Here is an 18160-nt window from a genome sequence, read left to right as displayed (position 1 = left end):
ATCAAGCTGCTACCGCGCGGAAAAAAATGATGGGTTTCGCTGCGCTCTACCCATCCTACGAAGCTCGCTACGTCGCCACTGCACCGTCGCCGGCCGCTTCGATGCGGAATGCGGCGGCGAACAGCGCGCGGGTGTAGTCGCTCTTCGGATTCTTGAACAGTTCGGAGGCCGGTCCCTCCTCCTCCACCTTGCCCGATTTCATCACGATCAGATGGCTCGCGAGCGAGGCGACCACGCGCAGATCGTGCGAGATGAACATGTAGGTGAGGTCGCGCTTGCGCTGCAGGTCGCGCAACAGGTCAACCATCTGGGCCTGCAGCAGCATGTCGAGCGCGCTGGTCGGCTCGTCCAGCACGACGAAGTTCGGCTCCAGCACGACCGCGCGCGCGATCGAGATGCGCTGGCGCTGGCCGCCGGAGAATTCGTGCGGATAGCGGAAGCGCCAGTCGGGATCGAGCCCAACATCCTTCATTGCCTTGATCACCCGCGCCTCGCGTTCCTCGCGCGAAAGCTGCTTCTGGTGCACCTCGAGGCCCTCGGCAATGATGTCGGCCACCGACATGCGCGGGCTGAGCGACCCGAACGGGTCCTGGAACACGATCTGCATGTCGCGGCGGAACGGCCGCATCTGCTTGAAGCGCAGGCCCTGGATGTCGTTGCCGAGGAATACGATCGGACCATCGGACGAGATCAGCCGGAGCAGCGCGAGCCCGAGCGTGGTCTTGCCGGAGCCGGATTCGCCGACCACGCCGAGCGTCTCGCCCTTGCGCACCGCGAGACTGACGCCATCGACCGCCTTGATGTGGCCGACGGTCGAGCGCAGCAGCCCGCGCTTGATCGGAAACCAGACCTTGAGATTGTCCGCCGACATCACGACCTCTGCGCCCGGCTGCGGCGGCGCCGGATCGGGCTTCGGCTCGGCCGCGAGCAGCGCCTGGGTATAGGCGTGCTTCGGCGCGGTGAAGACCTGCTCGACCGGCCCCTGCTCGACGATCTTGCCGTTGTTCATCACGCAGACCGTGTCGGCGATGCGGCGGACGATGCCGAGGTCGTGGGTGATGAACAACAGGCTCATGCCGAGCCGCGCGCGGATCTCGGCCAGCAGCGCCAGGATCTGCGCCTGCACGGTGACGTCGAGCGCGGTGGTCGGCTCGTCCGCGATCAACAGATCGGGCTCGTTGGCGAGCGCCATCGCGATCATCACGCGCTGGCGCTGGCCGCCGGACAATTGGTGCGGATAGCTCTTGAGCCGGGTCTCCGGCTCGGGGATACCGACCTGGCCCAATAGCTCCAGCGTCCGCGCCCGCGCCGCCGCGCCACTGACGCCCCTGTGCAGCGACAGGATCTCGCCGATCTGGGTCTCGATGGTCTGGAGCGGATTGAGCGAGGTCATCGGCTCCTGGAAGATGATCGAGATGTCGTTGCCGCGAACCTCGCGCATCTCCCGATCGGACGCGGTCAGGAGGTCGCGGCCGCGGAAGCGGATCGCGCCTGAGGGATGCGAGGCCGTCGGATAGGGCAGCAGCTTCAGCACCGACAGCGCGCTGACGGATTTTCCCGAGCCGGATTCGCCGACCAGCGCGACGCACTCGCCGCGCTTGATCGAGAACGAGATGCCGTCGACCGCAAGCGCGCGGCCGAAGGCGACCGAGAGGTCGCGGACATCGAGCAAAGGCTGGTTGATCGCGTCCATGCCTCAGCCCTTCGAGAACGTCTTGCGTGGATCGAAGGCGTCGCGCGCGGCTTCGCCGATGAAGATCAGCAGCGACAGCATGATCGCGACCGAGAAGAAGCCGGTGAGGCCGAGCCACGGCGCCTGCACATTGGCCTTGCCCTGCGACAGCAGCTCGCCGAGCGAAGGCGAGCCGGGCGGCAGGCCGAAGCCGAGGAAATCCAGCGCCGTCAGCGTCATCACCGAGGACGAGACGATGAAGGGCAGGAAGGTCATGGTCGCGACCATCGCGTTCGGCAGAAGATGGCGGAACATGATCACGCCGTTGGAGACGCCAAGCGCACGCGCCGCCTGGATGTATTCGAAATTGCGGCCGCGCAGGAACTCGGCGCGCACCAGGCCGACCAGCGAGACCCACGAGAATAGCAGGAGGATGCCGAGCAGGATGAAGAAGCCCGGCGGCAGCACCGCCGAGATGATCAACAGCAGATAGAGCGAGGGGATGGCGGTCCAGATCTCGATCAGCCGCTGGAAGATGAGATCGGTCCGGCCGCCGAAATAGCCCTGCACGCCGCCCGCGGCGATGCCGATGATCGAGGACAGGATGGTCAGCGTCAGGCCGAACAGCACCGAGATGCGGAAGCCGTAGATCAGCCGCGCAACCACGTCGCGGCCCTGATCGTCGGTGCCGAGCCAGTTGTATTCGAGGTCGCGGCAGCCGGTCAGTCCCTTCCGCTTCACCACGTCCTTGCACTGCTCTTCGGTCAGGAGCCAGGTCGGCTTCGACGGCACCGCCGTCGGCGGGTCGAGGTTGCGGCTATCGTAGGAGTAACGGATCGGCGGCCAGATCATGCTGCCGCCCTTGGCGGCGATCTGCTTCTGCAAGTATGGATCGCGATAATCGGCCGCGGTCTCGAAGTCGCCGCCGAAGGTGGTCTCGGCATAGGTGAAGATCACCGGCCAGTAGAGACGGCCGTCATATTTGACGACCAGCGGCTTGTCGTTGGCGATGAAATTGGCGAACAGCGACGCCACGAACAGCACGAGGAAGATCCAGAACGACCAGTAGCCGCGGCGATTGGCCTTGAAGTTCTGCCAGCGGCGCCTGTTCAGCGGCGACGGCGAAAAGCCGTGGTGCGTGGCGGGCACCGCCTCGCCGAGCGGCGATTGCGTCGAGGTCTCGACCGGTTGGGGCGCGAGCATCGTCATCAGACCTCCCGCGCTTCAAAGTCGATCCGGGGATCGATCCACATATAGGCGAGATCGGAGAGCAGATTGACCACCAATCCGACCAGCGAGAAGATGAACAGCGTGCCGAACACCACCGGATAGTCGCGGTTCAACACGCTCTCAAAGCCGAGCAGGCCGAGCCCGTCGAGCGAGAAGATGGTTTCGATCAGCAGCGAACCGGAGAAGAACGCGTGGATGAAGGCGCCCGGGAAACCGGCGATCACGATCAGCATGGCGTTGCGGAAGATGTGGCCGTACAGCACCTGGTTCTCGCTGCAGCCTTTGGCGCGCGCAGTCATCACATATTGCTTGCGGATCTCGTCGAGGAACGAGTTCTTGGTCAGCAAAGTCATGGTGGCGAAAGCGCCGAGCGCCATCGACACCAGCGGCAGCGTCAGGTGCCAGAAATAGTCGATAATCTTCCAGTACCAGGGGAATTGCGACCAGCCGTCCGAGGTCAGGCCGCGCAGCGGGAAGATGTTGAGGAACGAGCCGCCGGCAAACAGCACGATCAGGAGGATCGCGAACAGGAAGCCCGGGATCGCAAAGCCGATGATGATCACCGCCGAGGTCCAGGTATCGAACCGCGAGCCGTCCTGCACCGCCTTGCGGATGCCGAGCGGGATCGAGATAAGATAGGTCAGCAGCGTCATCCAGATGCCGAGCGACATCGAGACCGGCAGCTTCTCCTTGATCAGCTGCAGCACGCTGACGCTGCGAAAATAGCTGTTGCCGAAGTCGAACCGCGCGAAATTCCAGACCATCAGCGCGAACCGCTCCGGCGCCGGCTTGTCGAAGCCGAACTGCACCTCGAGCTTCTTGATGAAATCTGGGTCGAGCCCCTGCGCGCCGCGGTATTTCGAGTTGATGGCCGCGCCTGCGCCCGCGCCCTGGCCGCGCTGGGCGCCGAAATCGCCGCCGCCTCCCGACACGCGCGACGTGCCGCCGGTGTCGGCGCCGTTGATCTGCGCGATGACACGCTCGACCGGACCGCCGGGAGCAAACTGCACGACCACGAAGGAGACGAACAGGATGCCAAGCAGCGTCGGCAGCATCAGAAAGATACGTCGGGCGATATAGGCGCTCATCGGCTACTTCGCCTGCTCGAGCTTCGCGGCCTTGGCCGCATCATACCACCAGTTCTCCGGGGCGCCGACGCCCGCATATTTCGCCGGCTTCTCCGGATGCCCGAACTGGTCCCAATAGGCGACACGGTGCTTGTTAGAATACCATTGCGGCACCCAATAGCGGCCGGCACGGAAGACGCGATCGAGCGCGCGGCAGGCAAAGGTCAAGTCCGCCCGCGTCTCGGCAGCGATAGCTTTTTCGATCAATGCGTCGATCGCCGGGTTGGCAACGCCCGCCAGATTGTAGGAGCCCTTGGTGGTCGCAGCCTGGGACGAGAAGTAAGGCCTCAGGCTGTCACCCGGCGTCGCCGACATGGATATACGCTGGGTCGTCACCTCAAAATCGAAAGCCTCAACACGCGCACGATACTGCACTGCGTCGATCTGCCTGATGTTGGCATCGATGCCAAGCGGCTTGAGATTCTTGATGAAGCTGGCGTGATGCGGCTGGAAAGTCGGCTCATCTAGCACGAACTCGATCGTAAGCGGGTCGCCGTTAGGCAATCGCCGCTTGCCATCCTTGACGACGCATCCTGCATCGTTGAGCAACTGCGTCGCCTTTCGCAGCAGTGCGCGGTCCTGTCCCGATCCATCCGACACCGGCGGCACAAAGGGCTCGCCGAACACCTCATCCGGCACTTGGCCGCGGAATGGTTCGAGCAGTTTCAATTCCTCGGGCGAAGGTAGTCCACTAGCCACCATGTCCGAATTCTGGAAAGGCGAGACGCTGCGCGCGTAAGCGTCGTACATGATGGTCTTGTTGGTCCATTCGAAATCGAAGGCATAGATTAGCGCTTCGCGAACGCGCGGGTCTTTGAACTTGTCGAGACGGGTGTTAATGAACCAACCTTGCCCTCCGGACGGTGTTTCGTCCGGCAATGTCTCGCGCTTGACCCGCCCGTCCTTGATAGCCGGGAAATCGTACCGCGTCGCCCAGACACGGGACGTGAATTCCTCGCGAAACAGATAATTTTTGCCTGTGAAGCCTTCGAACGCGACATCGCGATCACGGTAGAACTCGTAGCGCACGGTGTCGAAATTGTAACTGCCGCGATTGACCGGCAAGTCGGCTGCCCACCAATCCTTGAGGCGGTTATACTCGACGTAACGATTGACCTCGAACTTGCCGACCGTGTACGGCCCGGAGCCCAGCGGAACTTCGAGCGTGGACTCATCAAACTGCCGCTTCGCGTAATAGGCCTTCGAGAAGATCGGCAGACCCGCAACATAAAGCGGCACGTCGCGCGCGCGATTAGGCGCGAAGGTCACGATGACGGTGCCGTCGTCGGGCGCCTCGGCCTTCACGAAATCGCGCAGTTGCACCACGATCAACGGATGCCCCTTCTCCTTCAGCGTATTGAGCGAGAACGCGACATCCTGCGCAGTCAGCTTCGAGCCGTCGTGAAAGCGAGCCTCGGGCCGCATCGTGAAGCGGTAGGTGAGCTTGTCGGGAGAAATCGAGACCGATCTTGCGGCCAGGCCGTACATCGCGTCAGGCTCATCACCCGCGCGTGCCATCAACGAATCGAAGGTCATCTCCATGCCCTTCGCGCCTTCACCCTTGAGGATGAACGCGTTGAACGAACTGAACGTAAAGAAGGACTGGTTGTAGGCACGGGTCGAAGGGATCATTGAGAACGCCCCGCCCTTCGGCGCTTTCGGATTGACGTAGTCGAAGATCTTGAAATCCGCCGGATATTTCAGGTCCCCGAACACCGACATGCCGTGCATCTCGGTTCCGTTGTCGGCCACCGCCGGTGCAGCACGCAAGCCTGCAGCACTCAACGCACCGATGCCGAGACCGAGTGCGTGCCGACGGGAGAATAGCGCCATGCGCGGATCCTTGAGTTTTATGAACGCTTGAGCTTGGCCGCCTTGTCGGCGTCGTACCACCAAAGATTTGGGAATCCCGAAACAGCGTATTTCGGCAGCGGGTCGGGATGGCTGAAGCGATCCCAATAGACATAGCGCTGCTTGTCGTAATTGAAGTGTGGAACAAGATAGAAGTTCCAGAGCAAGACCCGATCCAGCGCCTTGGCGGCGGCGACCTGATCGACGCGGCTGGTGGCGAAGATGATGCGTTCGATGATGGCATCGACCGCCGGATTCTTGATGCCGGGAAGATTGTTCGAGCCGGGCCGGTCGGCCGCCTGCGAACCGAAATTGTCGCGCTGCTCGTTGCCGGGCGAGATCGATTGTCCCCAGACCTGGGTGACCATCTCGAAATCGAAATCGCGCACCCGGTTCTGATACTGCACCGTGTCGACGGCGCGCAGATTAACGGTGATGCCGAGGCGCTCCAGGCTCGGCTTGTAGAACAGTGCGATCCGCTCCATACCGGAATCGCCGCTGTTGCCGAGTATCTCGACCGTGAACGGCTGACCGGACGAATCGACCAGCTTGCGGTCGCGAATCTCGAAGCCGGCTTCCTTCAACAGCCGCGTCGCCTCGCGCAGATTGGCGCGCACGTTTTCCGGTGTGCCGCCGACCGGATCCTTATAGGGCGTCGTGAAAACTTCCGACGGCACCTTGTCGCGCACTGTCTCCAGGATCTCGAGCTCCTTGCCTTCCGGCAGACCGGTCGCCATCAGATCGGGGATGCCGTCGAAATAGCTTGAATCGCGATGATAGTCGCCGGTCGAAAGCACGCGGTTCATCTCTTCGAAATCGAACGCGTAGTTGAAGGCGCGGCGCAGTCTGGGGTCGGCGAATTTCGGGCGCCTCAGGTTGAACACCCAGCCCTGCATCCGGCCTTGATTGCGGACGGTGAAGAGCTCCTTGAGCAGCCGCTTCTCACGCACCGGCGGAACGTCGTAGGCCGACGCCCACTCCTTCGCGCTGCGCTCGCCGTACCAATCGAACTGGTCGGCCTTCAGCGCCTCGCGCGCGACGGTGTCGTCGCGGAAATATTCGTAGCGCAGCTCGTCGAAATTGTTCTGTCCGATCGCGATCGGAATATCCTTGCCCCAGTAGTCCTTGACGCGCTCGAGCACCACCGATCGTCCGGCAACGAACTCCTTGATCCGGTAGGGACCCGAGCCAAGCGGCGGCTCCAGCGTGCTCGCGGTGATGTCACGCTTCTTGCCCTGCGCGTCGGTGCCTTCCCACCAATGCTTGGGTAGGATGACGAGCTGGCCGGTGATCATCGGCAGCTCGCGGTTGCCCGGGCTGTCGAAGGTGAACTTGATGTCGCGATCGCCGACCTTCTCGGCCTTTTCGATGTGCCGGTAGTAGGCGCTGAACATCGGGCTGTTCGCCTTCCACGCCTCGAACGAGAAGATCACGTCCTCCGGCGTGACCGGCTTGCCGTCGTGCCAGCGTGAGCCGGGCCGCAGGCGGTAGATCACGTAGGAGAAATCGTCGGGGAAGGCTGCAGCCTCGGCGAGCTCGCCGTAATACGTATCGGGCTCGTCGAGCGAGGCCTCCATCAGCGAATCGTAGATGCGGGTGACGGAAGAGGCGACCGTGCCCTTCAACCCCGCAACGACCAGGTTGAAGCTGTCATAGGTGCCGGGCTGGAACAGCCGCACCACGCCGCCCTTCGGCGCGTCCGGCTTGACGTAGTCGTAGCGCTTGAAGTCGGCGGGATATTTGATTTCGCCGTAGGTCGAGAGGCCGTGCCGCCATTTCAGCCCGTTGGGGGCTTCGTCGGCGAAGGCCGGCGTGATCGCCGACAGGCCGGGGGTGAGTCCGAGCGCCGGAGCCATTGCCGCCAGTGCACTGCCTTGAAGGAGGTGTCGTCGGGTGATCGCCAAATTCGGTCTTCCTGCTTGCGGCCCCGCTTACATGGGACCCAATATAAGGCAACGGTTCGACAAATTACGTTGCTTTTTCCTCATGATATTGGCCCGGGAACAATATCGGTGCGGCGAAACGTCCCGATAACAACCCCGCGACAGCGGATTCCCCATGCGAAAACGGCCAGGCATTGCCTGGCCGTTTCATCCGCATGCTTGCGCGAAGCAAATCGTTACTTCGAGGCGGTCGGGAGCGGAGCCGGGTGCTCCGAGTTCGAATTCAGATAGGCGATGATGTCGGCGCGCTCGCTGTCCTTCGGCACGCCGGCAAAGCCCATCGCGGTGCCCGGGATGAAGCCTTTAGGGTTGGTCAGGAACTTGTTGAGGTCGTCGAACGACCATTCGCCGCCCTTGCCCTTCATCGCGGCCGAGAAATTGAAGCCACGGCCCTCGCCCTTCTTCTCGCCGACGACGCCGAACAGGTTCGGACCGACGCGGTTGGGACCGCCCTTCTCGAAGGTGTGGCAGGCCTGGCACTTCTTGGCGGCCGCGGCGCCCTTCTCGACGGACGCGGTCTGCAGCAGCTTCTCGATCGGCTCGGATGCGGCCGCAGCGGCCTCGCCGCCACCGCCATGGGACTCTTCCTTCACAGCGATCTCAAAACCCGGCTTCTCCGGCAGCTTCGGCGCGAATTTCGCGCTGGCGGCAAAGCTCATCACCAGGACGACGATGCAGGTGCCGAGAACCGCACCGAGGATTTTGTTGAGTTCGAAGGAGTCCATTTTGGGTCAGGCTCCGGGCCTTGAATGTCGACTTCAGGCCGGGAATACGGCCGCGGGGAAAGACCTGGGAATCGGCCTTATCGCACCGCCCCAAGCAGGGTTGAGATATCGGTTTGCCCGCGCTCTGGCAACCCGTATAAACGCGCCGAATTCAACCTCCTCCCCGGCAATTTCCGCAGGCCGGACGGGCCCCGACACGAATGACCGATCCCCGTACCTTGGTGCTGATTCCGGCCCGCATGGCCGCCACTCGCCTTCCGGGAAAGCCGCTCCTCGAGATCGCCGGCGTGCCGATGATCGTCCATGTGCTGCGGCGGGCCGAGGCGGCGGGCATCGGCCGGGTTGCGGTTGCGACCGACACGGCCGAGATCGCTGCGGCGGTGAAGGCTGCCGGCGGCGAGGTCGTGATGACCCGTCCCGACCATCCGTCCGGCTCGGACCGGATTTATGAAGCGATGACGACCCTCGACCCCGGCGGCCATGCCGAGATCGTGGTCAATCTGCAGGGCGATTTCCCGACCATCAGCCCCGAGACCATCCGCAGCGTGATGCCGGCGCTCGACGATCCCGCAGTCGACATCTCGACCCTGGCCTCGCGCATCCATACCGAGGAGGAGGATCAGGCCCCCAGCGTCGTCAAGGCAGTCGGCTCGCCGATCGGGCCGAACCGGTTGCGCGCGCTGTATTTCACCCGCGCCACCGCGCCTTATGGCGACGGGCCGCGCTACCATCATATCGGCCTCTACGCCTACCGCCGCGCCGCGCTGGAGCGGTTCGTGGCGCTGCCGCCCTCGCCGCTGGAGCAGCAGGAAAAGCTCGAGCAACTCCGCGCGCTGGAGGCCGGGATGCGGATCGACGTCACCATCGTCGATACCGTCCCGCGCGGCGTCGACACCCCGGCCGATCTCGAAACCGCCCGCAGAATACTTTCCAAAGCCTGACCGGCTGGTAAAAGGCCACCCATGACCAAGAAGCTGAAAATCGCGTTCCAGGGCGAGCCTGGCGCCAATTCCCATATCGCGATCGTCGAGGCCTATCCCGACGCCGAGCCGATGCCCTGCCCGACCTTCGAGGACGCGCTGGCCGCGATTTCCTCGGGCGAGGCCGATCTCGGCATGATCCCGATCGAGAATTCGGTCGCCGGCCGCGTCGCCGACATCCATCATCTGTTGCCCGCCTCGGGCCTGTTCATCGTCGGCGAATGGTTCTTGCCGATCCGCCACCAGCTGATGGCGATCAAGGGCACCAAGCTCGCCGACATCAAGAGCGTGGAGAGCCACGTCCACGCGCTCGGCCAGTGCCGCCGCGTCATCCGCAAGCTCGGCATCAAGCCGATCGTCGCCGCCGACACCGCCGGCAGCGCCCGCGACATCTCCGAGCGCGGCGACAAGAGCGTGGCGGCGATCGCCTCCCGCCTCGCCGCCGATATCTACGGCCTCGACATTCTCGCCGAGGACATCGAGGACGAGGCCCACAACACCACCCGCTTCGTGGTGCTGGCGCGCGAGGCCAAATGGGCCACGCAGGGTTCGGGGCCGCTGGTCACGACTTTCGTGTTCCGGGTGCGCAATTTGCCCGCCGCGCTGTACAAGGCGCTGGGCGGCTTTGCCACCAACGGCGTCAACATGACCAAGCTCGAAAGCTACATGGTCGACGGCAATTTCTTCGCCACGCAATTCTATGCCGATGTCGACGGTCACCCCGATGACCGCGGCCTCGCCTTCGCGATCGAGGAATTGAAATTCTTCTCGCGCGAATTCCGCATCGTCGGCGTCTATCCCGGCCATCCGTTCCGCGCGACCTTCAGCGAGACGCAGGATTGACGCAGTCATTCCGGGGCACGCGAAGCGTGAACCTCAGATGCGCAATTGCGCATCGGGGAATCTCGAGATTCCGGGTTCGATGCTGCGCATCGCCCCGGAATGACGGGGTCAAGCCGCCGCCCTCTTCGCAAGCCCGAACGCCTCGGCGAGCAGGCTGTACGACTTCTTCCGCGCGGCATGGTCGTAGACCGCTGATATCACCATCAGCTCGTCGGCCTGGGTCGCCGCGATCAGCGGCTCCAGCTTCGTCATCACGGTTGCGGGGCCGCCGACGAAGAGGCGGGCGCGGTTGCGCGCGATCGAGGCGCGCTCGGCGTCGGTGTAGGGATAGGCCTCTGCCTCCTCGACGCTAGGCAGCGGCAGATACTGGCCGCGGTCGCGACGCAGCCGGTTGAGATCCATCGACAGCGCAAGCCGCTCGGCTCCAGCGTCGGTCTCCGCCGCAACAACCGCAACCGCCAGAATCGCCTGCGGCGTCGCGCGCCAGTTCGACGGCTTGAAATGCGCGCGGTAGTTGGTCATCGCCGCAATTGCGTCGTGAGTGGCAAAATGATGCGCGAATGCAAAGCCCATCCCGACCTGGGCCGCGAGTTCGGCGGAATAGTCGCTCGAGCCGAGCAACCAGATCGGCGGCAGCGGCGAATCATCCGGCATCGCCACCACATTGTTGTAGGGATGGCCGGGCGGGAAATCGCGCGTCTCCCACAAGGTCAGCTCGTGCAGCCGCTCGAGGAAATCATCGCCTTCGCGGCGATCGAGCCGGCTGCGCAGTGCGTAGGCGGTGGCGCCGTCGGTGCCGGGCGCGCGGCCGAGGCCGAGATCGATGCGGCCGGGAAACAACGCCTCCAGCATCTTGAAGCGCTCGGCGACGACCAGCGGCGCGTGGTTGGGCAGCATCACGCCGCCGGAACCGACACGGATATGCGACGTCACCGCCGCGATCTGCCCGATCATCAGATCGGGCGCCGGGCTCGCGACGGAAGCCAGGTTGTGGTGCTCGGCGAGCCAGTAGCGGACGTAGCCAAGGCCATCGACATGGCGTGCCAGGTCGATGCTGTTGCGGAGCGCAACAGCCGGCCTGGTGCCGGTGGTGACGACCGACAGGTCGAGGACGGACAGCGGAATCATGGCCGTCAACCTAGTGTGGCGCCACGAGGCGACAAAGGCCCCGGCCACGCAGACCAGTCCCGCGGCGGAACGCCGGCGTCGGTAGCCGCTGATTTTGGGACGATATACGACGGTTCATTGACGCACCAAGCTACCCACAATCGATTTCGATCTCAAATCACTTGCAGAATCCTTATTGTATCAATATTTTCAATACATTAATGCTACCGTCGCGAAACCAACGGGTTGCCCACCGAGCGTCCACGATAGTCAATCTTTGCCGAATCTGCGCCACGAATGGGCAATTTCCCATATCCGATGGGCTGTTTGATTCGACGCGTTTGGCTTATCTTGGGGCCTTCATATCCAGGCCGGATGTCTGCCCTCCAGTTGCGGAGCCTTTGCGTATCATGACCGAGACCATTTCCTCCGTGCCGAACGCACCACGTGCGCCCAAAGCGCCGAAAATCTCCTTCGAGTTCTTCCCGCCGAAGACCGAGGAGATGGAGCGCAATCTCTGGGAGACCATCAATCGCCTGGCGCCGCTGACGCCGAACTTCGTCTCGGTCACTTACGGCGCCGGCGGCTCGACCCGCGAGCGCACCCATTCGACCATCACACGCATCCTGCGCGAGACCGATCTGCTGCCGGCCGCGCATCTGACCTGCGTCAGCGCCTCGCGCGGCGAGATCGACGACATCGTCGACCGCTATCATGAGGTCGGCGTCCGTCACATCGTCGCGCTGCGCGGCGATCCGCCCGGCGGCATCGGCACGCCCTACTTCACCCATCCGGACGGCTACCAGAGTTCGGCCGAACTCGTCGCCGGGATCAAGCGGCGCCACGCCGACATCGAGATCTCGGTGTCCGCCTATCCCGAGAAGCATCCGGAAGCGAAGGATTTCGACGCCGACATCGACACGCTGAGGGCCAAGGTCGACGCCGGCGCGACGCGCGCGATCACCCAGGTGTTCTTCGACAACGACCTGTACCACCGCTATGTCGACCGGGTGCGCGCGCGCGGCATCGAGATTCCGATCGTGCCGGGCATCATGCCGATGCACAATTTCAAGCAGGCGCGCAATTTCGTGACGCGCGCCGGCACCAGCGTGCCGGACTGGCTCGCCGAGAAATTCGAGGGCCTCGACAACGACGCCGAGACCCGCAAGCTGGTCGCCGCTACCGTCGCCGCCGGCCAGGTGCAGAAGCTGTTCAAGCACGGCGTCGACACCTTCCACTTCTACACCATGAACCGCGCGGACCTCGTGTTCGCGATCAGCCACCTGCTCGGCATCCGGCCGAACGGTGCCCAGAAAGCTGCCTGACACATGTCCGTTCCCGTTTCCCCCAAGCGTAACGCTTTGCTCGCGGCTGCGCGCGAGCGCATCCTGGTGCTCGACGGCGCCATGGGCACGATGATCCAGGGCCTGCAGTTCGACGAAGCCGCGTTCCGCGGCGCGCGCTTTGCGGACTTCCACCGCGACATCAAGGGCAACAACGATCTGCTGATCCTGACCCAGCCCGATGCGATCACGGACATCCACGCCGCATATTTGCGCGCCGGTGCCGACATCGTCGCGACCAACACCTTCTCCTCGACCTCGATCGCGCAGGCCGACTACGACATGTCGGACCTCGCCTATGAGCTGAACCTGCAGGGCGCCCGGCTGGCGCGCACCGCCGCCGAGCGGGTGAGCGCCGAGGACGGCAAGCCGCGCTTTGTCGCCGGCGCACTCGGCCCGACCAACCGCACCGCCTCGATCTCGCCCGACGTTTCCAATCCCGGCTATCGCGCGGTGACCTTCGACGATCTGCGCAAGGCCTATGGCGAACAGGCCAAGGGCCTGCTCGACGGCGGCGCCGACCTGCTGCTGGTCGAGACCATCTTCGACACGCTGAACGCCAAGGCGGCGCTGTACGCGATTTCCGAGATCATCGAGGAGCGCGGCATCGACGTGCCCGTGATGATTTCCGGCACCATCACCGACAAGTCCGGCCGCCTGCTCTCCGGCCAGTTGCCGGAGGCGTTCTGGCATTCGGTGCGGCACGCAAGGCCGATCACGATCGGCTTCAACTGCGCGCTCGGCGCCGAGGATCTGCGCGCGCATATCGCCGATATCGGCCGCGTCGCCGACACGCTGGTCTGCGCATATCCTAACGCCGGCCTGCCCAACGAATTCGGCCAGTATGACGAGACGCCGGACTACATGGCGCGGCTGATCGGCGAGTTCGCGGCCGCCGGCCTCGTCAACATCGTCGGCGGCTGCTGCGGCACCACGCCCGACCATATCGCCGCGATCGCCAAGGCCGTCGCCCCGCACAAGCCGCGCGTGGTGCCCGAGATCGCACCGCGGCTCAGGCTCTCCGGCCTCGAGCCGTTCACGCTGACCGACGCCATCCCGTTCGTGAATGTCGGCGAGCGCACCAACGTCACCGGCTCCGCACGCTTCCGCAAGCTGATCACCGCCGGCGATTACACCGCCGCGCTGCAGGTCGCGCGCGACCAGGTCGAGAACGGCGCCCAGGTCATCGACGTCAACATGGACGAGGGCCTGCTCGATTCCGAAGCGGCGATGGTGACGTTCCTCAACCTCGTCGCCGCCGAGCCCGACATCGCGCGCGTGCCCGTGATGGTCGATTCCTCGAAATTCCACGTCATCGAGGCCGGCCTGAAATGCATCCAGGGCAAGCCGATCGTGAACTCGATCTCGCTCAAGGAAGGCGAGGAGAAGTTCATTCACGAGGCGACCGTCGCCAAGCGCCACGGCGCCGCCGTGGTGGTGATGGCGTTCGATGAAACCGGCCAAGCCGACACGTTCAAGCGCAAGACCGAGATCAGCAAGCGCGCCTACGACATCCTGGTCGGCCGGCTCGACTTCCTGCCCGAGGACATCATCTTCGATCCGAATATTTTTGCGATCGCGACCGGCCTCGAGGAGCACAACAATTATGGCGTCGACTTCATCGAGGCGACGCGCTGGATCCGGGCGAACCTGCCGGGCGCCCACATCTCCGGCGGCGTCTCCAACCTGTCGTTCTCGTTCCGCGGCAACGAGCCGGTGCGCGAGGCGATGCACTCGGTGTTCCTGTATCACGCGATCCATGCCGGCATGGACATGGGCATCGTCAATGCCGGGCAGATGATCGTCTATGACGACATCGATCCCGAGCTGCGCCAGACCTGCGAAGACGTCATCCTCAACCGCGACCCCGGCGCCTCCGAGCGGCTCTTGGCGCTGGCCGAGAAATTCCGGGGCAAGGAGAAGCAGACCAAGGAGCAAGATCTCGCCTGGCGCGAATGGCCGGTCGAGAAGCGGCTGTCGCACGCGTTGGTGCACGGCATCACCGAGTTCATCGAGCAGGATACCGAGGCCGCCCGCCAGAACGCGTCCCGTCCGCTCGACGTCATCGAGGGCCCGCTGATGGCCGGCATGAACGTGGTCGGCGACCTGTTCGGCGACGGCAAGATGTTCCTGCCGCAGGTCGTGAAGTCGGCCCGCGTGATGAAACAGGCGGTCGCCTATCTGATGCCGTTCATGGAGGAGGAGAAGGCCCGCAATCTCGCCAACGGCATCACCGGTGGCCGCAACGCCGCGGGCAAGATCGTGCTCGCGACGGTGAAGGGCGACGTCCACGACATCGGCAAGAACATCGTCGGCATCGTGCTCCAGTGCAACAATTTCGAGGTCATCGACCTCGGCGTCATGGTGCCCGCCAACAAGATCATCGAGACCGCGAAGGCCGAGGGCGCCGACATCATCGGCCTGTCCGGCCTGATCACGCCCTCGCTCGACGAGATGAGCTTCCTCGCCGGCGAGCTGCAACGGCAGGGCATGAATCTGCCGCTTTTGATCGGCGGCGCCACCACGAGCCGCGTGCACACCGCCGTGAAGATCGACCCGAACTATCCGGGCGGCCCGGTCGTGCATGTCAACGATGCGAGCCGCGCGGTCGGCGTCGCTTCCTCGCTGCTGTCGGCCGAGAAGAAGCAGGCCTACGCCGCCGAGGTGCGGGCCGAATACGCAAAAATCTCGACGGCGCATTTCCGCGCCCAGGCCGACAAGAAGCGGCTGAAGCTTGGCGAGGCCCGCGCCAACAAGGTCGCGATCGACTTCGCCGCGGCGCCGCCGAAGAAGCCGGCTTTCTTCGGCCTGAAGAGCTTCGACGCCTACGATCTTGCCGAGCTCGCCGACTACATCGACTGGACGCCGTTCTTCCAGACCTGGGAGCTGACCGGCCGCTTCCCGGCGATCCTCGACGACCCCAAGGTCGGCGAGGTCGCCCGCTCGCTCTATGCCGACGCGCGCAAGATGCTGGACACCATCATCAAGGAGAAGTGGTTCACCGCCCGCGCCACCGTCGGCTTCTGGCCGGCGAACGCCGTCGGCGACGACATCGAGGTCTATGCCGACGAGACGCGGAAGCAGAAGATCGCGACCTTCCACACGCTGCGCCAGCAGCTCGAGAAGCGCGAGGGCCGCTTCAACGCCGCGCTGTCCGATTTCATCGCGCCGAAGGAAACCGGCATCGCCGACTATATCGGCGGCTTCGTCGTCACCGCGGGGATCGGCGAGGATGCGGTCGCCGACCGCTTCAAGAACGCCAATGACGACTACTCCTCGATCCTGTGCAAGGCGCTGGCCGATCGCCTGGCGGAGGCCTTCGCCGAGCGCATGCACCAGCGCGTGCGCAAGGAGTTCTGGGCCTATGCGCCCGACGAGGCGTGGTCGGCGGACGAACTGATCCTCGAGAAATATGACGGCATCCGCCCGGCGCCCGGCTATCCGGCGCAGCCCGACCACACCGAGAAGCGGACTCTGTTCGCGCTGCTCGACGCTGAGAACACCGCCGGCGTGAAGCTGACCGAGAGCTTTGCGATGTGGCCGGGCTCGTCGGTCTCGGGCCTGTACTTCTCGCATCCCGAAAGCTTCTACTTCGGCGTCGGCAAGATCGAGCGCGACCAGGTCGAGGATTACGCCGCGCGTAAGGCCATGACGGTCGCCGAGATCGAGCGCTGGCTGGCGCCGGTCTTGAACTACATCCCCGCGCAGGACGGCGCCAAGGGACCGGCGATCGCGCCCGCCGCGACGCCCGCCAACGACGCGGAGCTGGCCTCGCATCCGCAGGGCTGCACCTGCGCCGTGCATCTCGCCTGGCGCAAGAAGAAGGTGGGGGCTGGGTAGGCCTCCTCGACACGTGTCATCGCCGGGCTTGACCCGGCGATCCATCTTCAAAAACACTTCCGAAGATTGATGGATGCCCGGGTCAAGCCCGGGCATGACGTATTGGAGTGCCGTAGCCCGGATGCAGCGAAGCGTAATCCGGGATAGACTGCAACGGAACGACGGACCGGCCCCGGATTTCGCTTGCGCTTCATCCGGGCTACGGGTCTGGATAGACCTTTCTTCCCTTCTCCCCTTGTGGGAGAAGGTGTCGCGGACAAAGTCCGCGACGGATGAGGGGTCTCTATCCGCGGAGACAGACCCCTCACCCGTCCGCGATGCCTTGCATCGCGTCCACCCTCTCCCACAAGGGGAGAGGGGAAGAAATGCGGGGTGCACTCCATGCAGTTCTTCTCCTTCTGGCGCTCGCTGGCGAGCTTTCGGGTGCGGATTGCGCTCAGCCTCAAGGGCGTGGCCGCCGACGTCGTCTTCGTCGATCTCGATGCGGACGCGCATCGCACCGATGCCTATCGCAAGATCAATCCGCAGATGGCGCTGCCGGCGCTGGTGACCGACGACGGCACGGTGCTGTTCCAGTCGCTCGCGATCATCGACTGGCTCGACGAGACTTTTCCGACGCCGCCGCTGCTGCCGGCGGATGCGCTCGGCCGCGCCCGCGTGCGCGGGCTTGCGCTAATCGTCGCCTGCGAGGGCCATCCGCTGCTGACGCCGCGGGTGCGGCGCTATCTCGACCGCGAGCTCGATCTGCGCGACAGCCAGCAGAACGCGTGGCGACGACACTGGACGGTCGAGACGCTGGCGGCGCTCGAGGGCCACCTCGCCGGCCACAAGGCGACCGGCCGGTTCTGTCACGGCGATGCGCCCACCCTTGCCGACATCTGCCTGGTCGGCCATGTCACGGCGGCGATCAACCAGCAGATCAGCCTGTCGCCCTGGCCGACCGTGAAGCGCATCCACGAGACGGCCATGGCGCTGCCGGAATTCGCCAAGGCGCATCCGTCCGCGCAGCCGGATACGCCGGAAGCGATGCGGGCGAAGTAGTTTGCGGACGCGCTGCAAAGGACGGGCAGAGACGCAAACGTGTGCGCGGTTCTCTCTCGACCGTCGTCCCGGCGAAGGCCAGGACCCATACGCCGCGGCGGGTGTTGAGAACGGGACCCGTCGTTGCAGCACTGCTCAACAATGACCATCGGTGGTTATGGGTCCCTGCTTTCGTGTTTGGTCCCTGCAGATTGGTTGGATGGAATCGGTGTAGAACGAGGCGTGGCCTTTGTTAGGGAGCGCCTCGTGTCATGGAACTGAGCTTGCACGCGAACGCCACGACGACGCCGAAGACACGTGCCTACATCCAGCGCAGCCGGAAGTCGGTCGCTCAGTTGGCGGCCGAATTGGGGGTCAGCGAGACCACGATTTATCGCTGGCGCAGCCGCACGACGGTCGAAGACCGCTCGCACCGGCCGAAGAACCTCACGACCAGCCTCTCCGCGGTTGAAGAAAGG

At 64.3% G+C, this 18160-nt stretch carries 13 protein-coding genes; 6 read left to right on the top strand and 7 right to left on the bottom strand.

The features are described from left to right. Positions 1 to 67: 67 nt before the first annotated feature. The 6 genes from J6525_RS13840 to J6525_RS13815 all read right to left on the bottom strand — a co-directional run bounded on the left by J6525_RS13840 (position 68) and on the right by J6525_RS13815 (position 8548). Positions 68 to 1693: an ABC transporter ATP-binding protein gene (locus J6525_RS13840; RefSeq protein WP_225645070.1), complete on the bottom strand. Its 1626-nt coding sequence runs from the start codon at positions 1691 to 1693 to the stop codon at positions 68 to 70. A 3-nt stretch (positions 1694 to 1696) separates the two neighbouring features. Next, positions 1697 to 2881 carry an ABC transporter permease gene (locus tag J6525_RS13835; protein ID WP_225645068.1) on the bottom strand — a complete coding sequence of 395 codons (1185 nt, stop codon included), beginning with the start codon at positions 2879 to 2881 and terminating at the stop codon, positions 1697 to 1699. Next, complete coding sequence (locus J6525_RS13830; RefSeq protein WP_092086652.1) at positions 2881 to 3990, bottom strand: microcin C ABC transporter permease YejB; 1110 nt, start codon at positions 3988 to 3990, stop codon at positions 2881 to 2883. Before J6525_RS13830 ends, J6525_RS13835 begins: the two co-directional genes overlap by 1 nt. Before the next feature lie 3 nt (positions 3991 to 3993). After that, the gene (locus tag J6525_RS13825) at positions 3994 to 5862 is read right to left on the bottom strand and encodes an extracellular solute-binding protein (protein ID WP_225645066.1); all 1869 of its coding nucleotides are present in this window, start codon (positions 5860 to 5862) and stop codon (positions 3994 to 3996) included. Between the two features lie 17 nt (positions 5863 to 5879). After that, the gene (locus J6525_RS13820; protein WP_092086658.1) at positions 5880 to 7736 is read right to left on the bottom strand and encodes an extracellular solute-binding protein; all 1857 of its coding nucleotides are present in this window, start codon (positions 7734 to 7736) and stop codon (positions 5880 to 5882) included. A 263-nt stretch (positions 7737 to 7999) separates the two neighbouring features. After that, positions 8000 to 8548, bottom strand: coding sequence for a c-type cytochrome (locus J6525_RS13815; RefSeq protein ID WP_028342300.1), 549 nt, complete (start codon positions 8546 to 8548; stop codon positions 8000 to 8002). A 200-nt stretch (positions 8549 to 8748) separates the two neighbouring features. On the opposite strand from J6525_RS13815, the gene J6525_RS13810 reads away from it, so the two are divergent. Beyond that, on the top strand, positions 8749 to 9489 hold the full coding sequence (locus J6525_RS13810) for a 3-deoxy-manno-octulosonate cytidylyltransferase (protein ID WP_225645064.1): 741 nt from the start codon (positions 8749 to 8751) through the stop codon (positions 9487 to 9489). A 21-nt stretch (positions 9490 to 9510) separates the two neighbouring features. After that, a complete protein-coding gene (locus tag J6525_RS13805) occupies positions 9511 to 10371 on the top strand; it encodes a prephenate dehydratase (protein WP_092086664.1) in 861 nt (286 codons plus the stop codon). Between the two features lie 108 nt (positions 10372 to 10479). Here the strand turns inward: J6525_RS13805 and J6525_RS13800 are convergent, their stop codons facing one another. Next, positions 10480 to 11499 carry an LLM class flavin-dependent oxidoreductase gene (locus J6525_RS13800; protein WP_225645062.1) on the bottom strand — a complete coding sequence of 340 codons (1020 nt, stop codon included), beginning with the start codon at positions 11497 to 11499 and terminating at the stop codon, positions 10480 to 10482. A 389-nt stretch (positions 11500 to 11888) separates the two neighbouring features. Between J6525_RS13800 and metF the strand changes: the two genes are divergently transcribed. From metF to J6525_RS13780, 4 genes are all read left to right on the top strand, one after another. Beyond that, positions 11889 to 12803 carry a methylenetetrahydrofolate reductase [NAD(P)H] gene (metF, locus tag J6525_RS13795; protein WP_225645060.1) on the top strand — a complete coding sequence of 305 codons (915 nt, stop codon included), beginning with the start codon at positions 11889 to 11891 and terminating at the stop codon, positions 12801 to 12803. A 3-nt stretch (positions 12804 to 12806) separates the two neighbouring features. Beyond that, the gene (gene metH, locus J6525_RS13790) at positions 12807 to 16661 is read left to right on the top strand and encodes a methionine synthase (RefSeq protein ID WP_225645059.1); all 3855 of its coding nucleotides are present in this window, start codon (positions 12807 to 12809) and stop codon (positions 16659 to 16661) included. A 381-nt stretch (positions 16662 to 17042) separates the two neighbouring features. Then, positions 17043 to 17702: a maleylacetoacetate isomerase gene (gene maiA / locus J6525_RS13785; RefSeq protein WP_225645057.1), complete on the top strand. Its 660-nt coding sequence runs from the start codon at positions 17043 to 17045 to the stop codon at positions 17700 to 17702. A 251-nt stretch (positions 17703 to 17953) separates the two neighbouring features. Then, positions 17954 to 18160: helix-turn-helix domain-containing protein (locus J6525_RS13780; RefSeq protein ID WP_225645055.1), on the top strand; the 207-nt coding region annotated here is incomplete at its 3' end.

Source organism: Bradyrhizobium australafricanum, from assembly GCF_020329495.1.
GTDB lineage: Bacteria > Pseudomonadota > Alphaproteobacteria > Rhizobiales > Xanthobacteraceae > Bradyrhizobium > Bradyrhizobium australafricanum.
Note: the sequence above shows the minus strand (reverse complement) of the source record. Positions and strands in the feature narration are given on the sequence as shown.

Coding starts and splice junctions, on each gene's coding strand:
- J6525_RS13815 (WP_028342300.1), bottom strand. CDS start 8,548: ATGGACTCCTTCGAACTCAACAAAATCCTCGGTGCGGTTCTCGGCACC.
- J6525_RS13835 (WP_225645068.1), bottom strand. CDS start 2,881: ATGACGATGCTCGCGCCCCAACCGGTCGAGACCTCGACGCAATCGCCG.
- maiA (WP_225645057.1), top strand. CDS start 17,043: ATGCAGTTCTTCTCCTTCTGGCGCTCGCTGGCGAGCTTTCGGGTGCGG.
- J6525_RS13805 (WP_092086664.1), top strand. CDS start 9,511: ATGACCAAGAAGCTGAAAATCGCGTTCCAGGGCGAGCCTGGCGCCAAT.
- metF (WP_225645060.1), top strand. CDS start 11,889: ATGACCGAGACCATTTCCTCCGTGCCGAACGCACCACGTGCGCCCAAA.
- J6525_RS13840 (WP_225645070.1), bottom strand. CDS start 1,693: ATGGACGCGATCAACCAGCCTTTGCTCGATGTCCGCGACCTCTCGGTC.
- J6525_RS13810 (WP_225645064.1), top strand. CDS start 8,749: ATGACCGATCCCCGTACCTTGGTGCTGATTCCGGCCCGCATGGCCGCC.
- J6525_RS13830 (WP_092086652.1), bottom strand. CDS start 3,990: ATGAGCGCCTATATCGCCCGACGTATCTTTCTGATGCTGCCGACGCTG.
- J6525_RS13800 (WP_225645062.1), bottom strand. CDS start 11,499: ATGATTCCGCTGTCCGTCCTCGACCTGTCGGTCGTCACCACCGGCACC.
- J6525_RS13825 (WP_225645066.1), bottom strand. CDS start 5,862: ATGGCGCTATTCTCCCGTCGGCACGCACTCGGTCTCGGCATCGGTGCG.
- J6525_RS13820 (WP_092086658.1), bottom strand. CDS start 7,736: ATGGCTCCGGCGCTCGGACTCACCCCCGGCCTGTCGGCGATCACGCCG.
- metH (WP_225645059.1), top strand. CDS start 12,807: ATGTCCGTTCCCGTTTCCCCCAAGCGTAACGCTTTGCTCGCGGCTGCG.